Source organism: Corynebacterium lemuris (assembly GCF_024919295.1).
Lineage (GTDB): Bacteria > Actinomycetota > Actinomycetes > Mycobacteriales > Mycobacteriaceae > Corynebacterium > Corynebacterium lemuris.
Genome location: NZ_JANWTC010000003.1, coordinates 170072 through 195361, shown reverse-complemented (window position 1 = coordinate 195361; position 25290 = coordinate 170072). Strand labels below are relative to the sequence as shown.

23 protein-coding genes are annotated in these 25290 nt (G+C 66.7%); 10 read left to right on the top strand and 13 right to left on the bottom strand.

All coding sequences use genetic code 11. The features are described 5' to 3' along the window. Positions 1-72: 72 nt before the first annotated feature. Entirely contained in the window at positions 73-1944 is a 1872-nt protein-coding gene (locus NYP18_RS06200) for an FAD-dependent oxidoreductase (protein WP_259427296.1), read from the bottom strand. A 47-nt stretch (positions 1945-1991) separates the two neighbouring features. Here NYP18_RS06200 and NYP18_RS06195 point away from each other — a divergent pair, with 47 nt between their 5' ends. Beyond that, positions 1992-2564, top strand: coding sequence for an XRE family transcriptional regulator (locus NYP18_RS06195; RefSeq protein ID WP_259427295.1), 573 nt, complete (start codon positions 1992-1994; stop codon positions 2562-2564). 129 nt (positions 2565-2693) lie between these two features. On the opposite strand, the gene NYP18_RS06190 is transcribed toward NYP18_RS06195, so the two are convergent. Continuing rightward, positions 2694-3161, bottom strand: a complete 468-nt coding sequence (locus tag NYP18_RS06190) for a DUF2631 domain-containing protein (protein ID WP_259427294.1) — start codon at positions 3159-3161, stop codon at positions 2694-2696. Between the two features lie 114 nt (positions 3162-3275). Here NYP18_RS06190 and dxr point away from each other — a divergent pair, with 114 nt between their 5' ends. Genes dxr through map form a run of 5 tightly spaced genes read left to right on the top strand, consistent with a single transcriptional unit; the run spans position 3276 to position 9669 of the window. Continuing rightward, positions 3276-4451, top strand: a complete 1176-nt coding sequence (gene dxr, locus NYP18_RS06185; RefSeq protein WP_259427293.1) for a 1-deoxy-D-xylulose-5-phosphate reductoisomerase — start codon at positions 3276-3278, stop codon at positions 4449-4451. A 9-nt stretch (positions 4452-4460) separates the two neighbouring features. Continuing rightward, positions 4461-5672: a M50 family metallopeptidase gene (locus tag NYP18_RS06180; RefSeq protein ID WP_259427292.1), complete on the top strand. Its 1212-nt coding sequence runs from the start codon at positions 4461-4463 to the stop codon at positions 5670-5672. A 46-nt stretch (positions 5673-5718) separates the two neighbouring features. Next, positions 5719-6885 (top strand): flavodoxin-dependent (E)-4-hydroxy-3-methylbut-2-enyl-diphosphate synthase, encoded by a 1167-nt coding sequence (ispG, locus tag NYP18_RS06175; protein WP_259427291.1) that lies wholly within the window; start codon positions 5719-5721, stop codon positions 6883-6885. A gap of 48 nt (positions 6886-6933) precedes the next feature. Then, positions 6934-8781, top strand: coding sequence for a penicillin-binding transpeptidase domain-containing protein (locus NYP18_RS06170; protein WP_259427290.1), 1848 nt, complete (start codon positions 6934-6936; stop codon positions 8779-8781). Positions 8782-8799: 18 nt separating this feature from the next. Continuing rightward, positions 8800-9669 carry a type I methionyl aminopeptidase gene (map, locus tag NYP18_RS06165; protein ID WP_259427289.1) on the top strand — a complete coding sequence of 290 codons (870 nt, stop codon included), beginning with the start codon at positions 8800-8802 and terminating at the stop codon, positions 9667-9669. Between the two features lie 74 nt (positions 9670-9743). Here the strand turns inward: map and NYP18_RS06160 are convergent, their stop codons facing one another. From NYP18_RS06160 to NYP18_RS06150, 3 genes are all read right to left on the bottom strand, one after another. Next, on the bottom strand, positions 9744-11270 hold the full coding sequence (locus NYP18_RS06160) for an HNH endonuclease signature motif containing protein (RefSeq protein WP_259427288.1): 1527 nt from the start codon (positions 11268-11270) through the stop codon (positions 9744-9746). A gap of 204 nt (positions 11271-11474) precedes the next feature. Beyond that, complete coding sequence (gene mtr, locus NYP18_RS06155) at positions 11475-12860, bottom strand: mycothione reductase (RefSeq protein ID WP_259427287.1); 1386 nt, start codon at positions 12858-12860, stop codon at positions 11475-11477. A 53-nt stretch (positions 12861-12913) separates the two neighbouring features. Beyond that, a complete protein-coding gene (locus NYP18_RS06150) occupies positions 12914-13894 on the bottom strand; it encodes an alpha/beta fold hydrolase (RefSeq protein ID WP_259427286.1) in 981 nt (326 codons plus the stop codon). Between the two features lie 246 nt (positions 13895-14140). Between NYP18_RS06150 and mqo the strand changes: the two genes are divergently transcribed. Further along, positions 14141-15658 carry a malate dehydrogenase (quinone) gene (gene mqo / locus NYP18_RS06145; protein ID WP_259427285.1) on the top strand — a complete coding sequence of 506 codons (1518 nt, stop codon included), beginning with the start codon at positions 14141-14143 and terminating at the stop codon, positions 15656-15658. Positions 15659-15704: 46 nt separating this feature from the next. Here the strand turns inward: mqo and NYP18_RS06140 are convergent, their stop codons facing one another. Both NYP18_RS06140 and NYP18_RS06135 read right to left on the bottom strand, forming a co-directional pair. Further along, complete coding sequence (locus NYP18_RS06140; RefSeq protein ID WP_259427284.1) at positions 15705-17303, bottom strand: ABC transporter permease; 1599 nt, start codon at positions 17301-17303, stop codon at positions 15705-15707. Continuing rightward, positions 17300-18196: an ABC transporter ATP-binding protein gene (locus tag NYP18_RS06135; RefSeq protein ID WP_259427283.1), complete on the bottom strand. Its 897-nt coding sequence runs from the start codon at positions 18194-18196 to the stop codon at positions 17300-17302. The genes NYP18_RS06140 and NYP18_RS06135 overlap by 4 nt, the downstream gene beginning before the upstream one ends. An 85-nt stretch (positions 18197-18281) precedes the next feature. Between NYP18_RS06135 and NYP18_RS06130 the strand changes: the two genes are divergently transcribed. Beyond that, positions 18282-19157: a VOC family protein gene (locus NYP18_RS06130; RefSeq protein ID WP_259427282.1), complete on the top strand. Its 876-nt coding sequence runs from the start codon at positions 18282-18284 to the stop codon at positions 19155-19157. Here NYP18_RS06130 and NYP18_RS06125 read toward each other — a convergent pair. Continuing rightward, a complete protein-coding gene (locus NYP18_RS06125; protein WP_259427281.1) occupies positions 19154-20503 on the bottom strand; it encodes a protein adenylyltransferase SelO in 1350 nt (449 codons plus the stop codon). The genes NYP18_RS06130 and NYP18_RS06125 overlap by 4 nt on opposite strands. A 54-nt stretch (positions 20504-20557) precedes the next feature. Between NYP18_RS06125 and cobA the strand changes: the two genes are divergently transcribed. Then, the gene (cobA, locus tag NYP18_RS06120; RefSeq protein WP_259427280.1) at positions 20558-21298 is read left to right on the top strand and encodes a uroporphyrinogen-III C-methyltransferase; all 741 of its coding nucleotides are present in this window, start codon (positions 20558-20560) and stop codon (positions 21296-21298) included. A gap of 1 nt (position 21299) precedes the next feature. Here cobA and NYP18_RS06115 read toward each other — a convergent pair whose 3' ends face one another. Beyond that, positions 21300-21653 carry a DUF2218 domain-containing protein gene (locus NYP18_RS06115; RefSeq protein WP_259427279.1) on the bottom strand — a complete coding sequence of 118 codons (354 nt, stop codon included), beginning with the start codon at positions 21651-21653 and terminating at the stop codon, positions 21300-21302. A 122-nt stretch (positions 21654-21775) separates the two neighbouring features. Between NYP18_RS06115 and NYP18_RS06110 the strand changes: the two genes are divergently transcribed. After that, complete coding sequence (locus NYP18_RS06110) at positions 21776-22993, top strand: multidrug effflux MFS transporter (protein WP_259427278.1); 1218 nt, start codon at positions 21776-21778, stop codon at positions 22991-22993. A 1-nt stretch (position 22994) separates the two neighbouring features. Here the strand turns inward: NYP18_RS06110 and NYP18_RS15620 are convergent, their stop codons facing one another. From NYP18_RS15620 to yaaA, 4 genes are read right to left on the bottom strand one after another with little or no spacing between them, the layout of a single operon-like run. Further along, a complete protein-coding gene (locus NYP18_RS15620) occupies positions 22995-23129 on the bottom strand; it encodes a hypothetical protein (RefSeq protein WP_500784493.1) in 135 nt (44 codons plus the stop codon). Then, positions 23113-23640, bottom strand: coding sequence for an ATP-binding protein (locus tag NYP18_RS15535; RefSeq protein ID WP_259427443.1), 528 nt, complete (start codon positions 23638-23640; stop codon positions 23113-23115). The genes NYP18_RS15620 and NYP18_RS15535 overlap by 17 nt, the downstream gene beginning before the upstream one ends. Further along, complete coding sequence (locus tag NYP18_RS06100; protein ID WP_259427277.1) at positions 23543-24550, bottom strand: S66 family peptidase; 1008 nt, start codon at positions 24548-24550, stop codon at positions 23543-23545. The genes NYP18_RS15535 and NYP18_RS06100 overlap by 98 nt, the downstream gene beginning before the upstream one ends. 7 nt (positions 24551-24557) lie before the next feature. Then, on the bottom strand, positions 24558-25259 hold the full coding sequence (gene yaaA, locus NYP18_RS06095) for a peroxide stress protein YaaA (protein ID WP_259427276.1): 702 nt from the start codon (positions 25257-25259) through the stop codon (positions 24558-24560). Positions 25260-25290 lie beyond the last annotated feature (31 nt).

Below are 25290 nucleotides of genomic sequence, written 5' to 3'. Positions count from 1 at the left end.
ATTACTCTGTCCACACGGCTGCTGAAAGATGACGGCGATTCTTCACCACTGCCCCCCATGCAGGTACCGGGTTCAGCGGGATTTGGTGCGACGTGCCTCTACCGCCCTGTTGAGTTCAGTCAGGGAGAGATCCCCGTGTACAGCGGCGCCGGCCATGGTGCCCGACGCAGCTGATGCAGTCACCATTGCCATTATCTGGCTGGCGTTGCCAGCGGCCCATACACCCGGAACATCGGTCAAGCCGTTGGGTGCTGTAGGGATCTGCCTACCGAAAGGAGTCGATTCAGCTGCTCCTCCGAGCAACTCATAGAGTTCGGTTCTGGAGTTGAATCGGGGGGTGACGACAACTGCATCGACCTCCAGTGTCCGGCCATCTGCGATCTCAATTCCTTGCACCACCGGGCCGTCCATCAGGAGTCGCTCGACTCGCGGACGCACAACTTCGATGCCCAGCGCTGCAAGCTGTTCCCGTTGTTCTTCGCTGGGGTCGGGTGCTTCGTGGAGGAACATGGTCACCCTGTCGCTGAGCTGGGCGAACAGCATTGCCTGGTGAATGGTTACTTCGTCGCGGATGAGGATTGCGATGTGCTGGTCGCGCACTTCCCAGCCGTGGCAGAAGGGACAGTGGAGCACTGTCCGGCCCCATCCTGCATCGATTCCGGGAATGTCAGGAAGATCATCCACCAGTCCGGTCGCGAGGATGATCCGGCGGGTGTGGATGTGATGACTCCCGTGGTTGACCTCAACGTTGAAATCGTCAATCTGGCCCGCGACATTGGTGGCGTGCCCGGGAATGATCCGGACACCGTAGGATATGGCCTCCGTACGCCCCCGGGCAACCAGTTCAACCGGCGCTACGCCTTCCTGGCCGAGCACGTTATGCGCTCCAATTGCAGGTGCATTGCGTGGTTCTCCGGTATCAACCATCACGACCCTGCGTCGGGAGCGGGCAAGGGCAATGGCAGCGGCGAGCCCGGCAACACCGCCACCCACCACTGCAACGTCTGCTTCGAAGCTCCGGGGCAGCGACAACGTCGAGTGGCCCTCCGTACCAACCTCCGAGAACTCTCGGGTGCCCGGGGTGACTGGAGGGGTCGAGATCGTGGGCTGCGGGCGGGCCGCGATCCACACCCCCCGACCAGCGCTGAACGAAATCTCCGATTTCCCCGTTGTGACAGCATGGATCGCCGCGTCAATGACTGCAAGGTTTTCAGCGCTCAGGTCGGGGGCGAGTCGCTCCCGCTGTGCACGCAACTGCATCTCCAGGTATCGGGCGCCGTCAATGGTGTCGGCCCGTGCAGAGAATTCCTTCTCCTGGTATTCAACAGCGGTGAATCCCGCTTGCTCCAGGAGTTTCGACCAGTCCCGGGTTCGGTGCGCGCTATGTGCTGATGACCCGTGCGTCATGCGTTCCTGCAGGCTGGTTCGTCCGCTGCCGAGATCAGATGGAGTGAAGACGCCGGGACCGGTCAGCTCAGTGAGGACGAACACTCCGCCAGGTTTCAGCGTCGTGAGCACGCGTTGTAGGGCCGCGGCGGGATCGCTGAGGTGGTGGAGTGACAGTGCTGCCCAGGCGAGGTCAACAGCCTGCGGAGCTTCCTTCGGCCAGTCGTCATTCAGGTCAACCCGATGACTCACGATCTGATCTGCGAGGCCCGATGCCGCCGCTGCCGATTCGACGCGTTCGAGGAGCTCCGCAGAGACATCAAGTGCATGGATCCGGGCCGTGGGGAAGCGTTCCGCTAAGGCGACCGCGTCTGATCCGGTGCCTGATCCGATGTCGATGATGGTGGACGGTGGTGTGCGCAGTGTGAGAGCTGCCTGTTCGAGAGTCTCCCGTCTCACGGATTCATTCAGGAGCGATTCCAACTCGAGACGATCGATGAAAGCTTCGGGAAGATCGTGCCAGGGTTCCCGGCCCGGGTGGTGGTGATGGTGAGTCATAAGCAAACTGTAACGGAGAATCCCTCAAATCGGATATGCTCTTGCGTATGGTGCAAGAAGATACGGAATTGATCGTCCGACAGCGCATTCGCGGTCTACGTCTGGCTCGTAATTGGACGCTTGATGCGCTCGCTTCGCGCTGTCATCTCTCACCATCGACTCTCAGCCGCATTGAGACCGGCCGGCAGAGGCTCGGGCTCGAGCAGCTCGTGTCGATTGCGAAGGCGCTGGGTATCTCGCTGGACCAACTCGTGGAACCAGAGGGCGATGAGGATGTCGTCATTCGCCCCACGCCAGAATCGAACGGCGGAACGACGTTCTGGCTGCTTTCCCGCGAGCGTGATCGACGGGGTGTCACCATCGCTAAAATGAGGATCACCGAAGACCGTGCAGATAATGACCCCCAGGTTCATCCCGGGTATGAGTGGTTCACTGTGCTCAGCGGCACTGTCAGGCTTCAGCTCGGCACGAGGTCGATTTTGGTGTACCCGGGCCAGGCTGTCGAGTTCTCGACAATGACCCCGCACCGGCTCGAGGCCCAGGGAGGCCCCGCAGAGCTGCTCACCATCCTCGATCACGGTGGGGAGCAGGCTCACCTCCCGGGCCACCGCCAGGCCTGACAGGACAGGAATGCGGCGCAGGCGAACCACCGGGATTGAACGGTGTGGCCCAGTTTCTCCAGCTCAATCCCGGGCCAACAAACGAAAGCGCCCTCCCGTTCGCGGGAGGGCGCTTTTCGGAGTGTCCGGTCAGGAACGCTCGACGTCGAGCTCGCGCAGGTGCCGGACGCGGGCCGGGTCGATGTTCAGCGCGATCAGCTGGGAGTCGGTCAGGCTGGAGTAGGCACCAGAGAGGGTCTTCTGGTCGTAGGCCCACTCGGGCTCCTTGTGGCCCACCGGCTGGTTGCGGGAGGACAGGGTGCGGACCTGGTTGAGCTTCGGCTCGAAGAGGTGGATCAGCAGGCCGATCGCGACGAGGGAGGCCAGAACCAGCAGCCAGATGGTCTCGACGTGGCCCTCGTGGTTACCGAAGTTGTAGCCCAGGAGGATCAACACGGAAACCCAGCCCGAAACCTGGACGGTGGTGCGGGAGAGCTCGCTCCAACCTACGGCAGCAGACGGCACATCCAGGGTGGAGGTTCCGTTGTGGACCTCGGGCACGATCTCGTGGGAAGCAGCCACGTTCTTCTCCTTCTCATGAACGTGTGCAGCACCCATCAACCGGGCGCCGGGCACGTTTCTGCGACAGTTTCTTCTCCACATATCCTTGCACATAGTTCATCCGGGTGCGAGAAGACACCCCCGTAACAAGCTGGTGACAGAATAGGGTGCGTGACTAACACGGATGATTCCCCCAGGCGCATTCTCCTTCTCGGTTCGACGGGTTCGATCGGGACCCAGGCCCTCGAGGTCGTGGCGGACAATCCCGGCTTCTTCGAGGTGACCGGCATCGCCGCCGGTGGCTCGGATCCGGCACTGATCATCACCCAGGCCCGGCAGCTGGGCCTGGGCCCGAAACAGGTCGCTGTCGCCGACGAACAGGCCGCATACACGGTGGGCCGTGAACTGGGCGGCCCGGTCATCGCCGGGCCGGGCGCCGCGGAACGGCTCGTCCGGGAGGTGGCGGCCGACACCGTCCTCAACGCGTTGGTCGGTTCCCTCGGCCTGGCGGCCACGCTGGCCACGATCGAGGTCGGTGCGGTCCTGGCGCTGGCGAACAAGGAATCCCTGGTCGCCGGAGGTGACCTGGTCATGGCGGCCGCGGCGCCGGGGCAGATCGTGCCCGTCGACTCGGAGCACTCCGCCATGGCCCAGTGCCTGCGCTCGGGTACCGGGGGAGAGGTCGACCGGCTGGTGCTCACCGCCAGCGGCGGGCCCTTCCGCGGCTGGGACCGCGCGCGCATGTGGGACGTCACCCCGGCGCAGGCAGCGGCGCATCCGACCTGGTCGATGGGGCAGATGAACACCCTCAACTCCGCGACGATGGTCAACAAGGGCCTGGAGCTCATCGAGGCGACCCTACTCTTCGGTATTCCGGCCGAACGCATCGACGTCACCGTCCACCCGCAGTCGATCATCCACTCCATGGTCACCTTCACCGACGGCGGCACCATCGCCCAGGCCTCCCCGCCGTCGATGAAACTGCCCATCGCCCTGGCCATGAACTGGCCTCACCGGGTGCCACAGGCCCAGCCGGCGCTCGATTTCAGCCGGGCGCATGACTGGCGTTTTGAACCGCTGGACGGTGTCGCCTTCCCCGCGGTGCAGCTCGCACGCGACGTCGCAAAGCAGCGGGGCACCTTCCCCGCGGTCTACAACGCCGCCAACGAGGAGGCGGCCGCCGCTTTCCTGCAGGGCCGGATCCGCTTCCCCCAGATCGTCGACACCGTTGCCGAGGTCCTCGCGGAGGCCGGGCAGTTCGCTGGTGTACCCTCTAGCGTCGACGACATTCTGGCGGTGGAGCGGGAGGCCCGGGCGCGGGCCAACGCGATCGTCAACAAGCTCTAGAGGAGATTCGTGGGCGCCTACCTGCTCGGCGTGGTCCTGTTCGCCCTCGGCATCGCGGTGACCATCGCGCTGCATGAGGCAGGCCACATGTTGACCGCCCGTGCCTTCGGCATGCGGGTCCGCCGCTACTTCATCGGCTTCGGGCCGACGGTGTTCTCGTTCAGGCGGGGACACACCACCTACGGCCTGGCCGCACTGCCCTTCGGTGGCTTCTGCGACATCGCCGGCATGACCGCGCAGGACCCGGTCACCGCGGAGGAGGCCCCGCACGCCATGGTGAACAAGCCGTGGTGGCAGCGGGTGATCGTGCTCTCCGGCGGTGTGATCACCAACGTCCTGATCGGCATCATCATCATCTACGGCATCGCCGTGAGCAGTGGCCTGCCCAACCCCGACGTCGACACCACGCCGACGGTGGGAGAGGTCAGCTGCGTCTCCGACCAGCTCGACGCCCAGACGCTGGCCACCTGCACCGGCACCGGCCCCGCCGGGCAGGCCGGCGTCGCGGTCGGTGACCGGGTGCTCGCGCTCGACGGCGAGGAACTCGCTGATTTCGGACAGCTGCGTGACAAGGTTCTCACCATGCCCGGCGAGGACGTCGTGCTCACTGTCGAACGCGACAGTGAGGTCCTGGACATCACCGTGCCGGTGAGTTCCGTCACTCGCCTGGATGCCGAGGGCCGCCCCTACGAGGCGGGTGCTGTCGGCCTGACCAACGCCCCGCTGGAGAACACGATCATCAACTACGGCCCCGTCGAGGCCGTCGGCGCGACCTTCTCCTTCACCGGCACGCTGCTGGAGGGCACGGTCCAGGGGCTCATGGCCTTCCCGTCGAAGATCCCCGGCGTGGTGGCCTCCATCTTCGGCGCGGAACGCGACATGGAGGGGCCCATGAGCGTGGTGGGCGCCTCGCGTGTCGGCGGGGAACTGGTGGAGCGTTCCCTGTGGGAGATGTTCTGGTTGATGCTCGCCTCCCTGAACTTCTTCCTCGCCCTGTTCAACATCGTGCCGCTGCCGCCTCTCGACGGCGGACACATCGCCGTGGTGCTGTGGGAGAAGGTCCGTGACTTCTTCCGCCGCCTGCGTGGACTGGCCCCGGCCGGCCCCGCGAACTACGAGAAGCTGCTGCCGCTGACCTACGCGATGGCCGCCGCCCTGCTCACGGTGGGGCTGATGGTCATCGTCGCTGACGTAGTTAATCCTGTGCGCTTGTTCGGCTAGAGTATGAGGCATCCCCTGACCCGAACCCTGAGGAGAATTAAGTAACGTGTCGACCTCCATCGGACTTGGACTCCCGGCCTCCCCGCCGCCCGTTCTGGCGCCGCGCCGGAAAACCCGCCAGCTGATGGTCGGCAACGTCGGCGTCGGCTCGGACCATCCGATCTCGGTGCAGTCCATGACGACCACCAAGACCCACGACATCAACGCCACCCTCCAGCAGATCGCCCAGCTGACCGCCTCCGGCTGCGACATCGTACGCGTCGCCTGCCCGAAGACCATCGACGCCGAGGCGCTGCCGATCATCGCGAAGAAGTCCCCGATCCCGGTGATCGCCGACATCCACTTCCAGCCGAAGTACATTTTCTCCGCCATCGACGCCGGCTGTGCCGCCGTGCGTGTCAACCCGGGAAACATCAAGGAATTCGACGGCCGCGTCAAGGAGGTCGCCAAGGCGGCCGGTGACGCCGGCATCCCCATCCGCATCGGCGTCAACGGCGGCTCCCTGGACAAGCGCATCCTGGACAAGTACCACGGCAAGGCCACCCCGGAGGCCCTCGTCGAATCCGCGCTCTGGGAGGCCAGCCTGTTCGAGGAGCACGGCTTCGGAGACATCAAGATCTCCGTCAAGCACTCCGACCCGGTCCTCATGGTCGAGGCCTACCGCCAGCTCGCCGAGCAGTGCGACTATCCGCTGCACCTGGGTGTGACCGAGGCCGGCCCGAAGTTCATGGGCACCATCAAGTCTTCCGTGGCCTTCGGCGCGCTGCTCTCCCAGGGCATCGGCGACACCATCCGCGTCTCACTGTCCGCGGACCCGGTGGAGGAGATCAAGGTCGGTGACCAGATCCTCCAGTCGATGAACCTGCGCCCCCGCAAGCTGGAGATCGTGTCCTGCCCCTCCTGCGGCCGTGCACAGGTCGACGTGTACAAGCTCGCCGAGGAGGTCACCGCCGGCCTGGAGGGCATGGAGTTCCCGCTGCGTGTCGCGGTGATGGGCTGCGTCGTCAACGGCCCCGGCGAGGCACGCGACGCCGACCTGGGCGTGGCCTCCGGCAACGGTAAGGGCCAGATCTTCGTCAAGGGTGAGGTCATCAAGACGGTGCCGGAGTCCCAGATCGTCCAGACCCTCATCGAGGAGGCCCTGCGCATCGCAGAGGAGCAGGGCCTCGAGGAGATCGAAGGGACGAAGGCGGAGGTCAAGGTCACCCAGTAGGGGCGCGCCTGGGCGTCGATAAGCTCCCCGCCTGTTAACCTGCCTTCCATGACAGGGAGCGCAAGGACACTGGTGGGGATGCTGACGGCCGTGGCCACCTGCTTCGCGCTGGTCTCCTGCACACCGAAGCCGGTCGAGGCCGCCCCCGTCGCCGAGGACTTCCTCGAGGCGCTGGCGGCGCGCGACACCGAGAACATCGGTGAGCTCATCGACATCCCCGCCACCGCCCAGTCGGTGATCAACTCCACCTGGGACGGCCTCCAGGCGGAATCCCTGACCGCCACCCTCGGGGATGTTGACGTGCGGGAGAACATCGCCACCGCGCAGTACACCCTCGACTGGCAGCTGCCGCGCGAGCGCAGTCTCACCTACGACACCGCCCTCACCCTGACGAAGACGGGGGAGGAGTGGACCGTCCGTTGGCAGCCCACCCTCCTGCACCCGAGCCTCGGCGCCAACCAGCACCTCGAGCTGCATCCCGTCACCGCGGAACGCGCGAGTGTGGTCAGCTCCGACGGCGTGGAGATCCTCCAGCCGGGCACCATGTGGCGGGTGCTGGTCGACACGGACCAGGTCGATGATGTCCGCCCCGTCGCCGCGTCCATCGCCGCCTCCGTGAACGCCGCCCACGGCCGCGACGAAACGGTCCCGCTTATCGACGCCGCTGAACTCACCGAACAGCTCGACCGCGCCAGCGGCATCTACTCCGTCACCATGGTCAACCAGGTCGAGGGGGCACGTGTCGCCGAGGAACTCGCCGGCGTGGCGGGTGTCATCGTCAACGACGAAGCCGCCATGGTCAACCTCGACCCCGGTTTCGCCCCCGACATCATGGCGCGTGTGTCCACCATCGTCGCGGAGGATCTCGACGGCGCCAACGGCTGGCGCGTCACCGCCGTCAACGAACACGGCTCACCCATCGACGATGTCGAGTACCACCCCGCCCAGCCCGCTCCCGCCATCCGCATCGGCCTCGACCACGACATCCAGCGCGCCGCCCAGGAGGCCGTCGACCTGCGCGCCAACTCCCAGGCCATGCTCGTCGCGATCCGCCCCTCCACCGGCCAGGTGCTGGCCGTCGCCCAGACGAAGGCCGCCGACGAGAAGGGCGACGTCGCGCTCTCCGGCCTGTACCCGCCAGGCTCCGTATTCAAGATCATCACCGCCGCCGCCGGCCTGGACCGCCAGGGGCTGAACACCGGCTCCATCGTGCCCTGCCCCGGCTCGATGAACCTCTACGGACGCGTCGTCATCAACTACAACCAGTTCGCACTGGGCAACGTGCCGCTGGAACGCGCCTTCGCCTCCTCCTGCAACACCACCTTCGCCGACATCTCCACCAACCTCGCCCCCGGCGAACTCACCGAGACCGCCAAGCAGTTCGGCCTCGGCGTCGACTACGACATCCCCGGCCTGCACACCGTCACCGGCTCCGTCCCCGTCGGCGAGACCCCGCTGGACCGCACCGAGGCCGGTTACGGCCAGGGCCTCGACCTGGCCAGCCCCTTCGGCCTCGCCCTCGTCGCCGCCACCGCAGCCAACGGTTCCACCCCCCTGCCGGTGCTCATCGAGGGCCACGAGACCACCGCCAGCGAGGAGGTCCCCGCCCCGGAGCCGGAGGTCATCGACCAGGTGCGCCAGATGATGCGGTCCGTGGTCACCTCCGGCACCGCCCGCGGCATGCAGGCCTCCGGCGCGTTGTACGGCAAGACGGGTGAGGCTGAGATCAATGAAGGCTCACACGCCTGGTTCGCCGGCTACCGCGACGACGACATCGCCTTCGCCACCCTGGTTGTTCTGGGCGGCGGGTCCGAGACCGCGACCGCTATCACCGACCGCTTCTTCCTCAACCTCGACGGGATGCGCGCAGACCGCGTTCCAGTGATGGCAGGGTAGGGGACTACCATGTCAGGCATGTCGAAACGTGCCCTTCTTGTCCCCGGTAAGCCCACCCCCATCCGCTCAGTCCCGGACCACATCGAGCGTCCCGAGTACGCGTGGAAGGAGACGGTCCAGGAGAACATCGGCGAGCCCTTCGTCCAGACCCCCGAGGTCATTGAGGCGCTGCGCGAGACCTCGAAGATCGCGGCCAACGCACTCAAGGAGGTCGGCAAGGCCGTCGTCCCCGGCGTGACCACCGATGAACTCGACCGCATCGCCCACGAGTACATGCTCGACCACAATGCCTACCCCTCCTCGCTGGGCTACCGAGGCTTCACCAAGTCCTGCTGCACCTCCCTCAACGAGATCGTGTGCCACGGCATCCCCGACACCACCGTCCTCGAGGACGGTGACATCGTCAACGTCGACGTCACCGCCTACAAGAACGGTGTCCACGGCGACACCAACGCCACCTTCCTCGCCGGCAATGTCTCCGAGGAGCACCGCCTGCTCGTCGAGCGCACCGAGGAAGCCATGATGCGCGGCATCCGCGCCGCCAAGCCGGGCCGCGAGGTCAACGTCATCGGCCGGGTCATCGAGTCCTACGCCAACCGCTTCGGCTACAACGTCGTCCGCGACTTCACCGGCCACGGTGTCGGCCCCACCTTCCACAACGGACTGGTGGTGCTGCATTACGACTCCATGATGTACCGCGACATCCTCGAGCCGGGCATGACCCTGACCATCGAACCCATGATCAACCTGGGCAGCCTCGACTACACCATCTGGGACGACGACTGGACCGTGCAGAACTCGGACGGCCAGTTCACCGCCCAGTTCGAGCACACCATCGTCATCACCGAGGACGGCAACGAGATCCTCACCCTGCCGGACGAGGACTAGATAATCCTCGGGGCCCCCTCTTATCGATGCTCCTCCCACCCCGGGTCATCCTCCAGGTGCCCGGGGTGCAGCTGTTACTCGGGTGGGGCCCGGCCCGGATCAGTGTCGGTCTGTGCCATGGCCTCCTCCAGCCGGCCGTGGGCCTCGGCCCGCTGCTCAGCACCTTCCTGGTAGTCCTCGAACTCCGCTGCTGCGGCCCGCGCTGCAGCCCGCTCCGCCCGGCGTTTCCGGCGCTGCGCGTAGGTCTGCACCCAGTGCTTCTCCGCAGGTGCCAGCGGACCTTCGGCATGGTCCACCGCCCAGGTACCGTCGGCGAACAGCCAGAATACATCCCCGGTCACCGGGTCCAGCAGATACTGGGCCTGGACATCGGTCTTCCGGTTGTGGTGGTGCCGGCACAGCATCACCATGTTCGCCGCTGTCGTGGGCCCACCCTCGTGGTGGTTGATGCGGTGGTCGTTGTCGACCTTGACCGCGGGTGCGGAACAGCCCGGCCAGCGGCAGGCCCAATCCCGGCCGACGAGGTAGGCCCGGATGGTGTCGGTGGGGGTGTACGACGGGGTGTAGGCACCGGCCGCAGCATCCATGTCGGTGGTCTTCGTTGAGATGTCCAGCAGGCGCTGTGCTGCCTGCTCGGTGAGCACCCCGGCCAGGGGGTGGAACACCGGCGCATCAGCAACATCCTTCGCGGTGTAGAGGTGCGTGGTGACACTGGTGGTGGCCTGGCCCAGCAGCAGCATGACCATGGCCCTGGCCTGACTGATCTTGGCTGATCTGGCGACCTGCCACACCGCATCCCTGATGAGTGTGCCGGTGGCCTGATCCACCGACAACTCGAAGCGGAGGGTGCCGTTGTCCTCGGTGTCGATCCACAGGCCCGGTGCCGGGGTGCCTTCCAGGGGTGGGAGGGACCGCATGAGCTCTGCCGGGTCGAGGCACGGCTGCGGTCGGTCCGCAGTCCCCTCATCCCCGTCGTTGGTGTGGTTCCCCTCGCTGTCGGCGTCGGAATCTCCTTCAGGGCCCTCCGTCCCGACGTTCCCCTCGGAATCGTCCTCCCCGGCCTCCCCTTCAGAATTCTTCTCAGAGTTGTCCCCTGGCTCTGATTCCGGTGGTGGGTCAGGCTCCGGTACCGGTGGCCAGGCAGGATGATCATCGGCGGTCTGCACGGTGGTGATGGTGGTGGCCACGACCTGCCGGATGGCCCCGGGCTTAAGCAGCAGCTGATGCGCCCTGCGGGGTGTAGACAGGCGCTCGACCAGGACCTCGTCGAGGGTCTCCCAGAAGTAGGGGTCGTCCTGCAGGCGTAGCGGGGCGCGTGCGGCGGCGCGGTCGATGATGCGCAGGTAGTCCATGTCGAGCACCCACGTGGCCTCCACAAGTGTGCGTAGGCGGGGGAGTTGGTCGAGGGTGGTCAGGGCGTCGAGATAGGCGGTCAGGCGAGGGGCTTCGATGCCGGTGGAACGGGTTAGTCCGGCGAGCAGGGTGGTCCAGTCGACGGTGTCCAACTGCTCGTCGGTGGGTTGGATGGCCCGCCAGAACCGGTAGTTGCCGGCGGTGTTGATGGTCCGGGCCACCGCGTGTGGGTCGTCTTCGTTGAGCACGCTCCATGACGGTTGCATCGTGGTCACCCCCTGTCGAACATCCGTCGCTTATCCGTTCGATTCCGACGCTAGACCATGACCGGGACACGGGGGTGAACTTCGGGGTCAACCGACGGTGAATATGCAGTTCAGGGGGTGTTATTTAATGAAAATGGGCACCATTTCCATTTAACAGGAAACGGTGCCCACAGGCACTGGGAAGCGTCAGAACTCCAGGCCCAGCAGAGCGTTCTCGGTGACCTCGGGCAGGGCCGGGTGGATCCAGTACTGCTTGGTGGCCACCTCGCGGACGTCGAGATCGAAGGCCATGACGGTGATCATCTGCTGGATCAGGGTCGAGGCCTGGGGGCCGAGGTAGTGGGCACCCAGTAGCTTGCCGGTGTCCTTGTCGGCGATGAGCTTGACGATGCCGGTGGTGTCCTCCATCGCCCAGCCGTAGGCGACGTCGCCGTACTTCTGGAGCTTCACGGTGATGTTGTGGCCGGCCGTGCGGGCCTCACGCTCGGTGAGGCCGACGGTGGCGATCTGCGGGTTGGTGAACACTGCGGAGGGGACGTGGTCGTGCGGCATCTTCTGCAGGTGGTCGGGGTGCAGCAGGTTGTGGCGCACGGCCCGCATCTCAGCGTTGGCCACATGCTTGAGCATGAAGGGGGAGGAGATGTCACCCAGGGCCCACACGCCCTCAGCGGAGGTGGAGCGGCCGTACTCGTCGACGCTGATGCGGCCGTCGTCGGTCATCTCGATGCCGCCGCGGTCGAGGTCCATCTGGTCGCCGTTGCGGGTGCGGCCCGTGGCGACGAGGAGGACGTCGGCGGTGATGGAGCCGCCGTCGTCAAGCGTGACGGTGATGCCGTCATGGCTCTGCACAGCGTCGGCGACGGTGCGGCCGATGCGGACGTCGTAACGCTTGACTGCGAGGTCGTTGATGCGGGAGCCGAGGTCGGCGTCGATGCGCCGCATGAGGGCGGAACGGCTGATGACGTGCACCTTGGTGCCCAGGGCGTCGAAGACGTGCGCGAACTCCATGGCGATGAAACCGCCACCGACGATGATGATCGACTGCGGCTGCTGCGGCAGACGCATGATGTCCTCGTTGGTGTGGAAATGCACACCGGATTCGGTGATGGCCTCGGGGATCATCGGGCGGGAACCGGCGGCGATGATGACACGGTCACCGGAGATGACGTGCTCACCGGTGCGGATGGTGCGCTCGCCCACGAAGCTGGCGTGCTGGTCGTAGACATCGATGTTCGGGGTCTCCGGGCCACGGCGGTAGGCCTCGCCGCCCTCGGCGATCAGGTCGATGCGCTGGTCGAAGACGCGGGAGACGATGCCCGGCCAGTCCACGTGGTAGGTCTGTGCGCTCAGTCCCAGCCTCCCGGCCTCCCGCGTCGCCAGGGCGGTGTCGGCGGCGTGGACGAACATCTTCGTCGGGATGCAGCCGACGTTGAGGCAGGTGCCGCCGAAGGTGCCCTTTTCCACGATGGCGATCGAGAGATCATCGAATTCCGGACCGGGGATGGAGTTACCCGAACCGGTGCCGATGATGATCAGGTCATAGTGCTGGTCGACCTTCAGGTCAGCAGTCATGGGTGGGTAGGCTCCTCGGCTCGACGGATGATGGATGGGGTCAACCGGAGAGTCTACCTGCGCCTCAACCAGTCGATGGTCGTGCCCAGTGCTTCCGCCAGTGGTCCCGGCTTCGAGAGGAACACATCGTGCAGCGCGCCCTCGACCGGATGCACCGTCACCTCCTCACCCAGTTGCGGGGCGCACCGCTGGATCTGCGCGGTGTCCAGGACGGTGTCCACCCCGGTGCTCTCATCGGAGTACGGCCTGCCCAACCGGGACTCCGCGGAACACAGGGTCAGTACCGGCACGCCCACGTCGATCTCGTTGCGGTGGATGCGGGCCTGGGACCGCAGTACCTCGCGCAGCCAGCCCAGGTACTTCCGGTGGCCGCGCACCGGCTTGAAGGTGACGTCGAAATCCCAGTCGCCGTGGTGCTCGCGGTGGATCGACATGCCGTAGGCACCGAGGTTGCCGCCGGGGATCTCCACACCCGGTGCCACCCGGCCCAGGATGTCGACGATGGGCCGGAGCACCCTCACCAACGGCTTCGGGTACATCATGTCCAGCCAGGGGGAGTTGAGGATCAGCCCGCCGAGTTTCGCGTGACGGGCGGAGTCATTGCGGGCGAGATGCGCCGCCCACAGGGGGACGATCATCCCGGCGGTGGAGTGCGCGATGGGGATGACCTCCGGGTGTTCCGCCGTGACCAGGTCCAGGGCGACGGTCAGCTCAGCGAAATAGTGCCGGAAGTCGGTGCTGTAGTGCCAGCGCTGGCCCTCCTGACAGGAGCGCCCGCATTTGCGCAGGTCCAGCGCATAGAAGGCGTAACCCGCCTCATCGAGGGCGCGGGCGACGTGTTCATGGAAGAAGTAGTCGGTCATCCCGTGCACCCACAGGACGGCGCTTCTCGACGCCGCCGGTTCCCCGTACCGCACCAACGTCGCCACGATGTCCCCCTCGCCCTCGGGGTCGGGCCCCAGGTTGATGTCGCGGGCGTGGAAGTCCGGGCCCAGGAGGTCCTCGTACCAGTCGGAGATGTCAGCTACGGTCATGCACCCCAGTCTAGAACCGGCCGGGGGCAATGTGCGGGGGAGTGTGGAGTGTCGGCAAGTTCACTAAATACGGACCTTCTGCCCACCCCCAGCATGGCCAGGGCGTAAGCTGTCTGGTTGCCGGACAAGGGGAGCGGATTCCCGCCGAGGACGGAGAGGCCGCACCCGATATTGTCCCGCCCGCCGGGAAGTCAGCCGCCGCCCGGTGAGGGCCACAACCTTCGACGACGAATGAGGTAATGCAAGGTGTCCACTGACAAAACGAACGCTGCCAAGGTCACTGACGAGGTCGATGTCGTCCTCGTCGGCGCGGGTGTCATGAGCGCCACCCTGGGTGCCATGATCCGTGAGCTGGAACCCAGCTGGTCCCAGATGATCTTCGAGCGGCTCGACGGACCCGCTCTGGAGTCCTCCTCCCCGTGGAACAACGCCGGAACCGGACACTCGGCACTCTGCGAGCTGAACTACACGCCGGAGAAGAACGGCCAGATCGACCTGTCCAAGGCGATCGACATCAACGAGAAGTTCCAGGTCTCCCGCCAGTTCTGGTCCCACCAGGTCGACAACGGTGTGCTGGATGACCCGAGCGACTGGATCGCCCCGGTTCCGCACCTGGCCTTCGCCCAAGGTGATGACCAGGTGGATTACCTGCGCCGCCGCCACGAGGCGCTCAAGGAGAGCATCCTCTTCCCGGGCATGGAGTTCGTCGATGACGACGCCAAGTTCGCCGAGCGCCTGCCGGTCATGGCCGAGGGCCGTGACTTCGAGAAGGAGAAGGTCGCCTACTCCGGCACGGACCTGGGCACCGACGTCAACTTCGGCGCCCTGACCCGCCAGTTCCTCACCGCCGCCGAGGCCTCCGGCACCGAGGTCCGTTACGGTCACGAGGTCAAGGACCTCAAGAAGCAGGGCTCCTCCTGGAAGGTCACCGTCAAGAACGTCCACACCGGTGACACCTCCGTGGTCAAGGCCAAGTTCGTCTTCGTCGGTGCCGGCGGCTACGCCCTTGACCTGCTGCGCAAGGCCGGTGTCCCCGAGGTCAACGGCTACGCTGGTTTCCCGGTCTCCGGCCTGTGGCTGCGCTCCACCAACCAGGAGCTCATCGATCAGCACGACGCCAAGGTCTACGGCAAGGCCAAGGTCGGCGCCCCGCCGATGTCCGTCCCGCACCTGGACACCCGCGTCATCGACGGCAAGAAGGGCCTGCTCTTCGGCCCCTACGGCGGCTGGACCCCCAAGTTCCTCAAGGAGGGTTCCTACCTCGACCTGTTCAAGTCGATCCGCCCGGACAACATCCCGTCCTACCTGGGTGTCGCCGTCCAGGAGTTCGCCCTGACCAAGTACCTCATCTCTGAGGTGGCCAAGGACTTCGAGAAGCGTCTCGTCGACCTGCGCGACTACGTCCCCTCCGCAAAGGCCGAGGACTGGGAGACCGTCGTCGCCGGGCAGCGCGTCCAGGTGATCAAGCCGACCGCCGCCCCGCGGTTCGGTTCCCTGGAGTTCGGCACCACCCTGATCAACGGCAGCGACGGCTCCATCGCCGGCCTGCTGGGTGCCTCCCCGGGTGCCTCCATCGCTCCGGCCGCGATGCTCGAGCTGCTCGAGCGTTGCTTCGGTGAGCGCATGATCGACTGGGGTCCGAAGATCTACGAGATGATCCCGTCCTACGGCAAGAAGCTGGGCGACGACACCAAGCTCTTCGACGAGCTCTGGGACTACTCCCAGAAGACGCTCAAGTTGGCCCCCAGGAACGCAAAGAAGTAGTCTCCGCCAGCAGGATCAGCCCCTCTTCGGAGGGGCTTTCCCTTTTTCAGCCCTCGGCGATGTCACGGCGTCGGAAACCGAGCAGCCCGAGCGCCAGGAAGGCCACCGTGAGCGCGGCCAGGACGGCCAGCGGCACAGGGTCGGGTTTGGCCTCCGGCACCAGGGGGGCGTGCCACAGTGGCGAGAGAGCCATGGCCCAGTCCGGCAGGCGGAGCAGCTGGCCGAGGAAGAGCACCAGGGCGGACCAGGAGACCACCAGCCAGCTCAATGCAGCCAGGCGGGGGAGCCAGCCCAGCAGCAGGGCACTGATCGCACCGTGGAGCAGCACGGTGGGGACGTAGGCCAGGGAGGCGAGCGCCATCTCACCGCTCCAGCCGCCCCCGCCGGAGCCGAACACCATCCCCAGGCCGAGGCCGGCACCGAGGACAACCATCAGCAGCACCGCCTCAACGGCGGCCACCGCGAACCAGCCGGCGAGTACCCGGGGGCGGGAGAAACCACTGAGCAGCAGGGCCGTGAGCCGGCCCTCGCGTTCCTCCCGGCGCAGACGGAGCACCGACGTCACCAGCAGTACCGCGGGCCCGAGGCTGAGGTAGCTGAGCACCAGGGAACCGAAGGAGGTGGTCAGGTCGGACAGGTCGATCTCGACCCATTCGTTGAGGGCGGGTACGTCGTCCAGGACCCCGTCCAGTTCGGAGGCGAGGCTGCCGAAGGCCACCGCGAAGAAGAGCAGTCCTACACCCCAGAGGAGGTACTTGGGGGTCTCCATGCGGTAGGCCAGCCCCTCGGGGGACAGCAGCCGCGTCGCGGCCTCCGCGGGGCCGGGCCGGTCGGTGCCGATACCCGCGCCCAGGTCCCGGCTGTCCGCCAGGCGCAGGGCCAGGACGGTCAGTCCCACCGCCACCGCCAGGGAGATCAGCAGCGGCCACCAGCGCAGGTCGCTGTACAGTCGTGTCTGCTGTGCCCAGGCGAAGGGCGAGAACCAGGACAGCCACGAGCCTTCCTTATCGATGACATCCCCCACCCCACGGATGAGGAAAGCCAGCACGATAGCGGACATGCCCAACCCCGTCGCGGTGCCGGCGCTGCTGGTCAGCTGTGCCGCCACCGCCGTGGCCGCACCGAAGACCAGACCGGTGACAGCCACCGCCAGGCCGAAGGCCACCGAATCGGCCACCGCCATCCCGGGGATGAGCAGACCGATGGTCGTCGCCGCCCCCAGGGCACTGCTGGCCAGGACGACCAGCACCGTGGTCGCCGCGGTGGCCGCCAACCGGCCGTGGGGGAGCGCACGCAGCATCTCCAGCCGGCCGGACTCCTCATCCGTCCGGGTGTGCCGGACGGTGAAGAGTACGGCCATGATCGCGGTGGGCAGCAGCAGCCACAGGGAGAGCTCGTTGGCCACCATGGTGCCGAAGTTGTAGTTGTCGGTGAACAGCGGGCCGGTCATCATGATGGAGGCGGGGTTGGCCCCCAGGATCGCGCGGGCCTGCAACGACTCCGGGTCACTGAGGGTGTCCTGGAGCGCGTCAACGGAGGCCCAGACCACGACGAGGATCGCCAGGATCCATACGCTCAGGCGAAAGCGGTCCAGCCGGAGATACAGGCGCAGCAGCTGCCCCGTGCCGGCGAGCCGGGAGGTCACTGTTCCACCTTCCCGTAGTGCCGCAGGAAGAGGTCCTCCAGGGATGGGGGAGTGATCGTCAGGTTCTGCACCCCCAGCTCCGGCAGAACCCGCAGCACGTCATCGATGTTGCGGTCCTCGACCTGGAAACGCACCCGGCCGCCATCGACCGCGAGGTCATGGACCCCCGGTATCTGTGTCAGGCGCGCCGGATCGTTGGTGACGGTGCCGGCCACCGCGGAGCGGGTGAGGTGGCGCAGTTCGGCGAGCGTGCCGTGTTCAACGTCCCGGCCGGCCCGGATGATGGTGACCGAATCGCAGAGTTTCTCCACCTCCCCGAGGATGTGGCTCGACAGCAGAACCGTCCGGCCCTGGTCGCGCAGCTGCCGGATCTCCTGCGTGAAGATCGACTCCATGAGCGGGTCCAGACCGGAGGTGGGTTCATCGAGCAGGTAGAGGTCGACGTCGAGGGAGAGCGCGGCGACCAGCGCGACCTTCTGCCGGTTGCCCTTCGAGTAGGTGCGGGCCTTCTTCGTGGGGTCCAGTTCGAAACGGTCGATGAGTTCCGCCCGGCGGCGGCGTTGTGCCTCCGAGCGTTGGTGGCGGGTGAGCAGGTCGATGGCTTCACCGCCGGTGAGGCTGGGCCACAGGCTGGTGTCCCCGGCGACATAGGCGAGGCGGTGGTGCAGGGCGACGGAGTCCCGCCACGGGTCCATACCGAGCACCTGGGCGGAACCGGAGGTGGCGCGCAGCATACCCAGCAGCACCCGGATGGCGGTGGATTTTCCGGAGCCGTTGGGGCCGAGGAAGCCGCGGACCTCACCGACGGGGACGGTGATGTTGAATTCGTCCAGGGCGCGGGTGGAACCGAAGGTCTTCGTCAGGTTGTTCGTGGTGATGGCGGTGTCGCCCATCGTTCCTCCCGGGCTCTGGCGCAGGCGCCCCCAGCGGGCGTATCGTGAAGTGCGTCACACCTAATATATCGCGGAAGGAAACCGCATGCAGACGATCGTCCCGCACATCTGGATCAACCGCGTCGCCGATGATGCGACGGAGTTCTATCTCTCCGCTCTGCCCGACACCACGGTCGTCGAGAGGTGGACCTACCCCACCGAGGGGCTGCTGGATTTCCAGGAGGAGTTCGCCGGCCAGCCCCTGACGGTGGAATTCGACATCGGCGGTTACCGGCTGGCGATGATCAACGCGGGCGATGAATTCACCCCTACCCCGGCGATCAGCTTCTTCCTCAACTTCGATCCCAGCCAGCGTGACGACGCCCGCGGTGACCTCGACCGCACCTGGGCGCGCCTCACCGAGGGTGGCCGGGTGCTCATGGAGCTCGGTGAGTACCCCTTCAGCCCGCACTACGGTTGGGTCGCCGACCGCTACGGCGTGAACTGGCAGCTCATGCTCACCGACCCGGAGGGGGAGCCCCGCCCCTTCGTCATCCCCAACCTCATGTTCTGCGGTCCCGCCCAGAACAAGGCGCACGAGGCCGTCGACTTCTACGCCTCCGTCTTCCCGGAAGCTGCGGTGGGCAACCGCGTCCACTACGAGGACTCCACCGATGCGGTGATGTTCTCGGAGTTCCAGATCCGCGGGGAATGGTTGACCGCGATGGACTCGGCCGTTGAGCAGCCCTTCACCTTCACCCCGGGTATCTCCCTGCTGTTCAACGCCCGCGGGCAGGAGGAGATCGACCACCTCTGGAAGGCGCTGTCCGCGGTGCCCGAGGCCGAACAGTGCGGCTGGCTCCAGGACCGCTACGGCGTGAGCTGGCAGATCGCCCCCGACAACCTCAACGATCTGCTGGAACGCCCCGGCGCCTACGCGAACCTCATGGAGATGAAGAAGATCGTCATCGACGAACTCTAGGTGCCGCAGAAGGTGCGGAAACTCTCGTCGAAGCCCTCCGGCGCGGGCCCCCGGTACGTCCGACCGTGGTCGGTGAAGGGGTCGGTGACCACGGTGAGCAGATCGAGGTAGGGGCCGAGGTCGCCGGACTCGGCGTCGCGGAGCGCGGCGTCGAGCAGATGGTTGCGTGGGATGTGGTGCGGGTGTGCCGGCACCTCTGGATCCAGCGCCTGCCAGTCCGCGACCCATTCGGAGCCGACGATCTCCGCCAGCGCACCGGGATCGTCGACGAGCAGGCGGTTGACGGTGGTCAGGTCGGGGGCATGCTCCTCCAGCAGTTGCAGCCACCGCTGCCCGATCCCCGTGTCCGCCGTGCCGAGGGCGCGCGCCAGCTCACGCTGCTGCGCCTGCTCCCACACGTCGGGGAAGTCGTTCATGGCGGCCTGCGCCTTATCGACGGCCGCGTTCTCATCGGCGTCGAAAAGCGGGAGCATCGCCTCCGCCAGGCGGGCGAGGTTCCAACCGAGGATGGCGGGCTGGTTGCGGAAGGCATAACGGCCGTGTCTGTCGATGGAGCTGAAGAACATCGCCGGGTCATAACGGTCCAGGAAGGCGCACGGACCGTAGTCGATGGTCTCCCCGGACAGGGTGGTGTTGTCGGTGTTCATCACCCCGTGGATGAAACCCAGGCGCATCCATTTCGCGACCGTCTCCGACTGGGATGTCATCACCGCACGGAAGAAACCCTCATGGGTGTCCACCTCCGGGTAGTGGCGCTCACGTGCATAAGTACACAGGCGTTCCACCAGACCCTCAACCCCCAACAGCCGCGCATACTGCACGGTGCCGATCCGCAGGTGGCTCGCCGCCGTGCGTACCAGCACCGCGCCGGGCACGACCCCCGTGCGCTGGATCCGCCGCCCGGTCGACAGCACCGCCAGACCGCGGGTCGTGGGCACACCCAGGGCATGCATCGCCTCGGAGACCAGATATTCGCGCAGCATGGGCCCCAGCGCACCCCGGCCGTCGCCACCCCGGGAGAAGACCGTCGGGCCGGTGCCCTTGGTGTGGATCTCCCGGCCGGCGGTCTCCCCGAGCAGCAGCGCCCGCCCGTCACCCAGCCGCGGGGAGAGCTGCCCGAACTGGTGCCCCGAATAGCCCATCGCCACCGTCGGTCCCTCCCCGTGGCCCAGCAGGAAGGCCACCCCGTCGGGACTGCGCAGCCAGTCCGGGTCGAGGCCGAGCTCGCGGGCATGAGATTCATTCAGGACGAGCAGCTGCGGATCAGGCTGCTCCTCTGCCTGGGCGGCGTGGACGAGCTCGGGAAATGTCCCGGAGAACGGGTGGTCGAGGTGTGGTGCGTTCATACCCCCAGGCTAACGATGTGGAGCCCCGCAGTCAGCCCCCTAAACTGATTGACCATGACTGCAGCCTCTCCCACCACCGGTTCCGTCACTCTCGTCGGCGGCGGACCGGGCGCCTGGGACCTGATGACCATCCGGGGCCAGCGCGCACTCCAGCAGGCCGACGTGATCCTCACTGACCACCTCGGACCCGCCCACGAACTCGACGAGCTCTGCGATACCGCGTCGAAGCAGATCATCGACGTGTCCAAGCTGCCCTACGGCAGACAGGTAACCCAGGAGAAGACGAACGAGCTCATCGTCACCCACGCCCTGGCCGGCCGGAAGGTCGTCCGGCTCAAGGGCGGTGACCCCTATGTCTTCGGCCGTGGCTTCGAGGAACTGACCGTCTGCCGCGAACACGGCATCCCCTGCGAGGTCGTGCCCGGCGTGACCTCCGCGGTCTCCGTGCCGGCGGCAGCGGGCGTCCCCGTCACCCAGCGCGGCCTGGTCCACTCCTTCACCGTGGTTTCCGGGCACCTCCCGCCGGGGCATCCCGGTTCCCTGGTCGACTGGCGGGCCGTCGCACAGTCCGGAGGCACGATCAGCGTGATCATGGGCGTGAAGAACGCCCCCGCCATCGCGCAGGCCCTGCAGGAGGTCCTGCCTGCCGAGACCCCCGCGGCCGTCATCCAGGAGGGCACCACCGAGGCGCAGCGTGCGGTGCGCTGCACCCTGGGCACGCTGGCTGCGACGATGACGGAGCACAGCATCGGCGCGCCGGCGGTCTACGTCATCGGCGAGGTTGCGGGACTGTAGGTCAGCGCTCCTCAGCGGTGTAGCTGGTGCCGGCCGTGCCGTCGGAACGTTCGAAGGAGACGTTCAGCTCATCCTTCTTGCCGAAGCCGGCCAGGTGGCGGCCCACGACACTCTCGATCTGCTCGACATGCTGTTCCTCAGTGGCCAGTTCCAGCAGGAGGGTGCCCTCGGCGGCGGTCAGGGTCACCTCGCCGACCAGGCCGCCGCTGAACTCCTCACCACCGAAGGTGATCTGGCCGTGCTCGGCCTCGGCGTCCCAGCTGCTGTGCAGGCGGCGGCCGAGGTGGGAGGTCAGCTGTTTGCCGTAGCGGCCGGGGCGGTCGGTGGTGACGTGGGCAGTTGATGTAATAGTCATGACTGTCATGGTACCGATTTCTTCTTAGGGTTGCCTAATCTGTCATTTATACCCCCTCGGGTATCTGTTGCTATGGTCGTTGACAGATAACCAATAATCACCACCAGCGAAGCGGAGAACACATGGCGACCACCACCCAGGCGGACCGGAAGACGATGATCCCCCCGATCATCCTCGGCGTGCTGGCCCTCGTCTCGGCCGTCGAACCGCTGTCCATCAACATGTACCTGTCGGGCCTGCCCCAGCTCGGCCGCGATCTCGACCTCAGCCAGGCCGGTGCGCAGCTGACCATCACCTTCTTCCTCGCGGGCATGGCCGTGGGGCAGCTGCTCACCGGCCCGCTTTCCGACGCCCGCGGCCGCCGCGGACTCTTCCGCACCGGCGCGATACTGCTCGTCCTCGCGACGATGGCCAGCGCCCTGGCCACCCAGGCGTGGATCCTCTTCGCCGCCCGCTTCGTCATGGGACTGGCCGGCGGGGCGGCGGTCGTGCTGGCCCGAGCCGTCGCCGGCGACCTGGTGAAGGGCCCGGAGCTGGCGCGTGTTTTCTCCCTGCTCATGCTGCTCGGTGGTGTGGCACCGGTCCTCGGGCCGGTCATCGGCGGGCTCATGGTCGACGGCGTCGGCTGGCGGGGTGTGTTCTGGCTGCTGACCGGGCTCAACCTGCTCGTCGTGATCATGATCTGGCGTTTTATCCCGGAGACCCTGCCCGCTGCGGAACGCTCCAGCGGGGGAGCGGGACCGCTGCTGCGGGCCATCGGCGGACTGCTGCGCGACCGTACCTACGTCGGCTTCACGGTCGGTTTCATCTTCAGCTTCGCCACGATGTTCGCCTATGTCGCCGCCTCACCGTTCATCCTGCAGGAGTACTACGGTTTCACCCCGGTCCAGTACTCGTTCATCTTCGCCACCAACACCGGAGGCATGTTCCTCGTCGCGCTGGCCAACGCGCGGCTGGTGAAGAAGATCGGGCCGCTGAAGCTCGCCCGCATCGGCAACCTGGTGATGCTGGGGGCGACGGTCTACCTGCTCACGGTCGCGCTTCTCGACGCCTCCCGCTGGTTCATTCTCGCCGGCCTGTTCATCGTGGTCGCCTCGATGGGCATCAACTTCGCGAACAACTCCGCCCTGGCGATCTCCCGGGCGGGCACCGTCACCGGTTCGGCCTCCGCATTCATGGGCTCAGGCCAGTTCATCATGGCCGGCATCCTCTCCCCGCTGGTGGGCCTGGTTGCCGCGGCCGGGGTGTCCCAGCCGGTGGCCATGGTCGCGGTCATGCTCGGCACCGCGGTGACCGCGACGGTGGGGGTGTGGGTGTCAGCTCACCCGCGTCGGACGTGATTCACCGCGGAGGAATTCCGCCAGATACGGCAGGGTGAAGGAGACCCGGCCCCAGGCGGGGGGCCTCGTTGGGCCGCCGGCCCAGGTGTTCCGCCACGGCGGTGCTGGACACCTCCTCGTCAGTCAGTTCTGCCATGGCGCGCAGATAGTCCAGCTGTGCCGGGGGGTACGCCCTTGAGGGAGGGGGCGTCGAGAAGCTCGGTGTCCACGCGGAAAACGCTGACCTGCACCGCCGTCACGGTGCGACCGGCGGGTGGGTCAAGTTCGGCGATCTTCGCGGGGATTGTCGTGTTGATGAGGGTGGGGGCGGAATCGGGGCGTCCGGTCGCCCGCAACACGACCCAACCCTGCTGCGCTGCGAGGTTCTCGAGTTCAGTGAGCAGGACCGTCTTGCCGATGCCGCGGGCACCGTCGATGACCATGCTCCGGGAGGGGTGTCCCGGGTGACTGTGGAGTGCCTCGCTGAACTCCTCGAGAATGAGGCTGCGCCCGGCCCGGTGGTGGGGCGAGGCGCCGAAGGTGGGATTGATAAATCGCGCCCGTTGATAATCAGTAGTCCGCGAAAACCCGCTGCTCCACCCCGTCCAGCACCACGGTCCCGCCGTAGGGCAGCACCCACTGCGGACGGGTGTGGCCGAAGGGGACACCACAGACCACGACGGCCTCCGGGTTGTAGAGCTCGACCTGTTCGATCACGGCGTCGTAGATTTCCCCGCGGTCCCTGTGGTCAGGGAGGAAGAGACTGCGGGCGGGTGGCCGGGCCAGCATCACGCCCTGCACCGCCCCGAGGACCTCGGCCTCACCGAGGGCACGGACGATCTCCATGATCCCGTGGGTGTTGGTCAGCCGCGCGGAGGCCTCAATCATGAGGATCCCGCCGGCCAGATCCGCCACCCGTGGCATCCGGTCCGCCAGTGACATCTGGGTGATCACCTCCAGGCAGCCACCCCAGGTGCGACCGCTGACCTTCCGCGCCGCACCCGCCCAGCGCCACGGCGGGGTGGATTCGCGCAGGCCGTTCTCGCTCAGGGCCAGGGGATCGCTCCACCGGATCCCGTGGTCCTCCGACTGACCAGGATCCGTCACCTCGATGAGGCCGCCGCCGTTCAGGGCCGCGGTGAGGGAGGTGCGCAGGACGCCGTCAAGCTCCGGACCCGCGCCGATCTGCACCTGCGTGTTGCCGCCGTGGAAGGCGGGGACACCCAGGCCGTGGAGCAGGTTGAGCATGTTCGTGTTGTCGCTGTAACCGAAGAAGGGTTTCGGATTGGCCCGGATCAGCCCGGGATCGAGGAAGGGGATCACCGTGACCTGGTCGTCGCCGCCGAGGGTGGCGAAGACCGCCGTGATCTCCGGGTCGGTGAACGCAGCCATGATGTCGCGGGCCCGGTCCTCCGGGGTGGAATCAGGCGTGCGGGTCGTGGGGTACTCGACCGGCTCCAGACCGAACTCCTCCCGCAGGCGGCGCATCGCCTGCTCGTGCACCGCCGGACCCATCGCCGGGGCCGCGCGGGAGGGGGAGAGCACAGCCACCTTCCTCATGCCTGAGTCGTCAACCATGGGACAACTACACCACCAGGGTCAGCTGAAAGCCAGAATCGCGTTCCACCGTCATCCCCGCGGCGCGGGCGATCTCCGCGACATCGTCGATGCCGCGCGCCGGTTCCCCAGCCAGCGCCAGCACCCGGGCCAGTTCCCCCTTGTACTGCTTGTTGAAGTGGCTGACCACCTTCCCGTCACGCTCCACCCGCACCGTCAGCGCGCCGGGCACCTTCCCCAGCTGCTGGTAGGCACCGGAACGCAGGTCCACCACGAAATCCTCCGCCGCCAACACCCCGGTGATCAGCCCACCCCACCGGGTTTTCAGCGTCGGCGCGTCCGGCAGGCGGGTGCTGCCGGAGAGTCGGTAGCGGGGGATCGGGTCGGTGGCACGCACCACACCGAACAGTGCCGAGCCCACGGCGAGGCGCTCCAGCGCGGCAGTGGGCAGGGTGGGGGCGTCGAGGGCGTCGAAAAGCACCCCGGTGTAGCGGTGGATGGCAGGCATCGTCGGCGAGCTCCGCAACGCCAGGTTGGCCTCCGCCTCGCCGCGGAGCCTCGCCGAGATCTTCAACACCCCGAGTGCCTCATCGACCGGCAGCGCAGCCAGATCGTCCACCAGATTCCCCCGCACGGGATTCAGGTCCGGAAAGGACAGTTCCCCGAGGTCGAGGGCGGGTCCGTCGCCGCCGGGTGCCTTGGTTTCGGAAGGGGGGAGCACGATCAGCATGCCCAGTAGGCTACCGGGTAATGTGACTGCT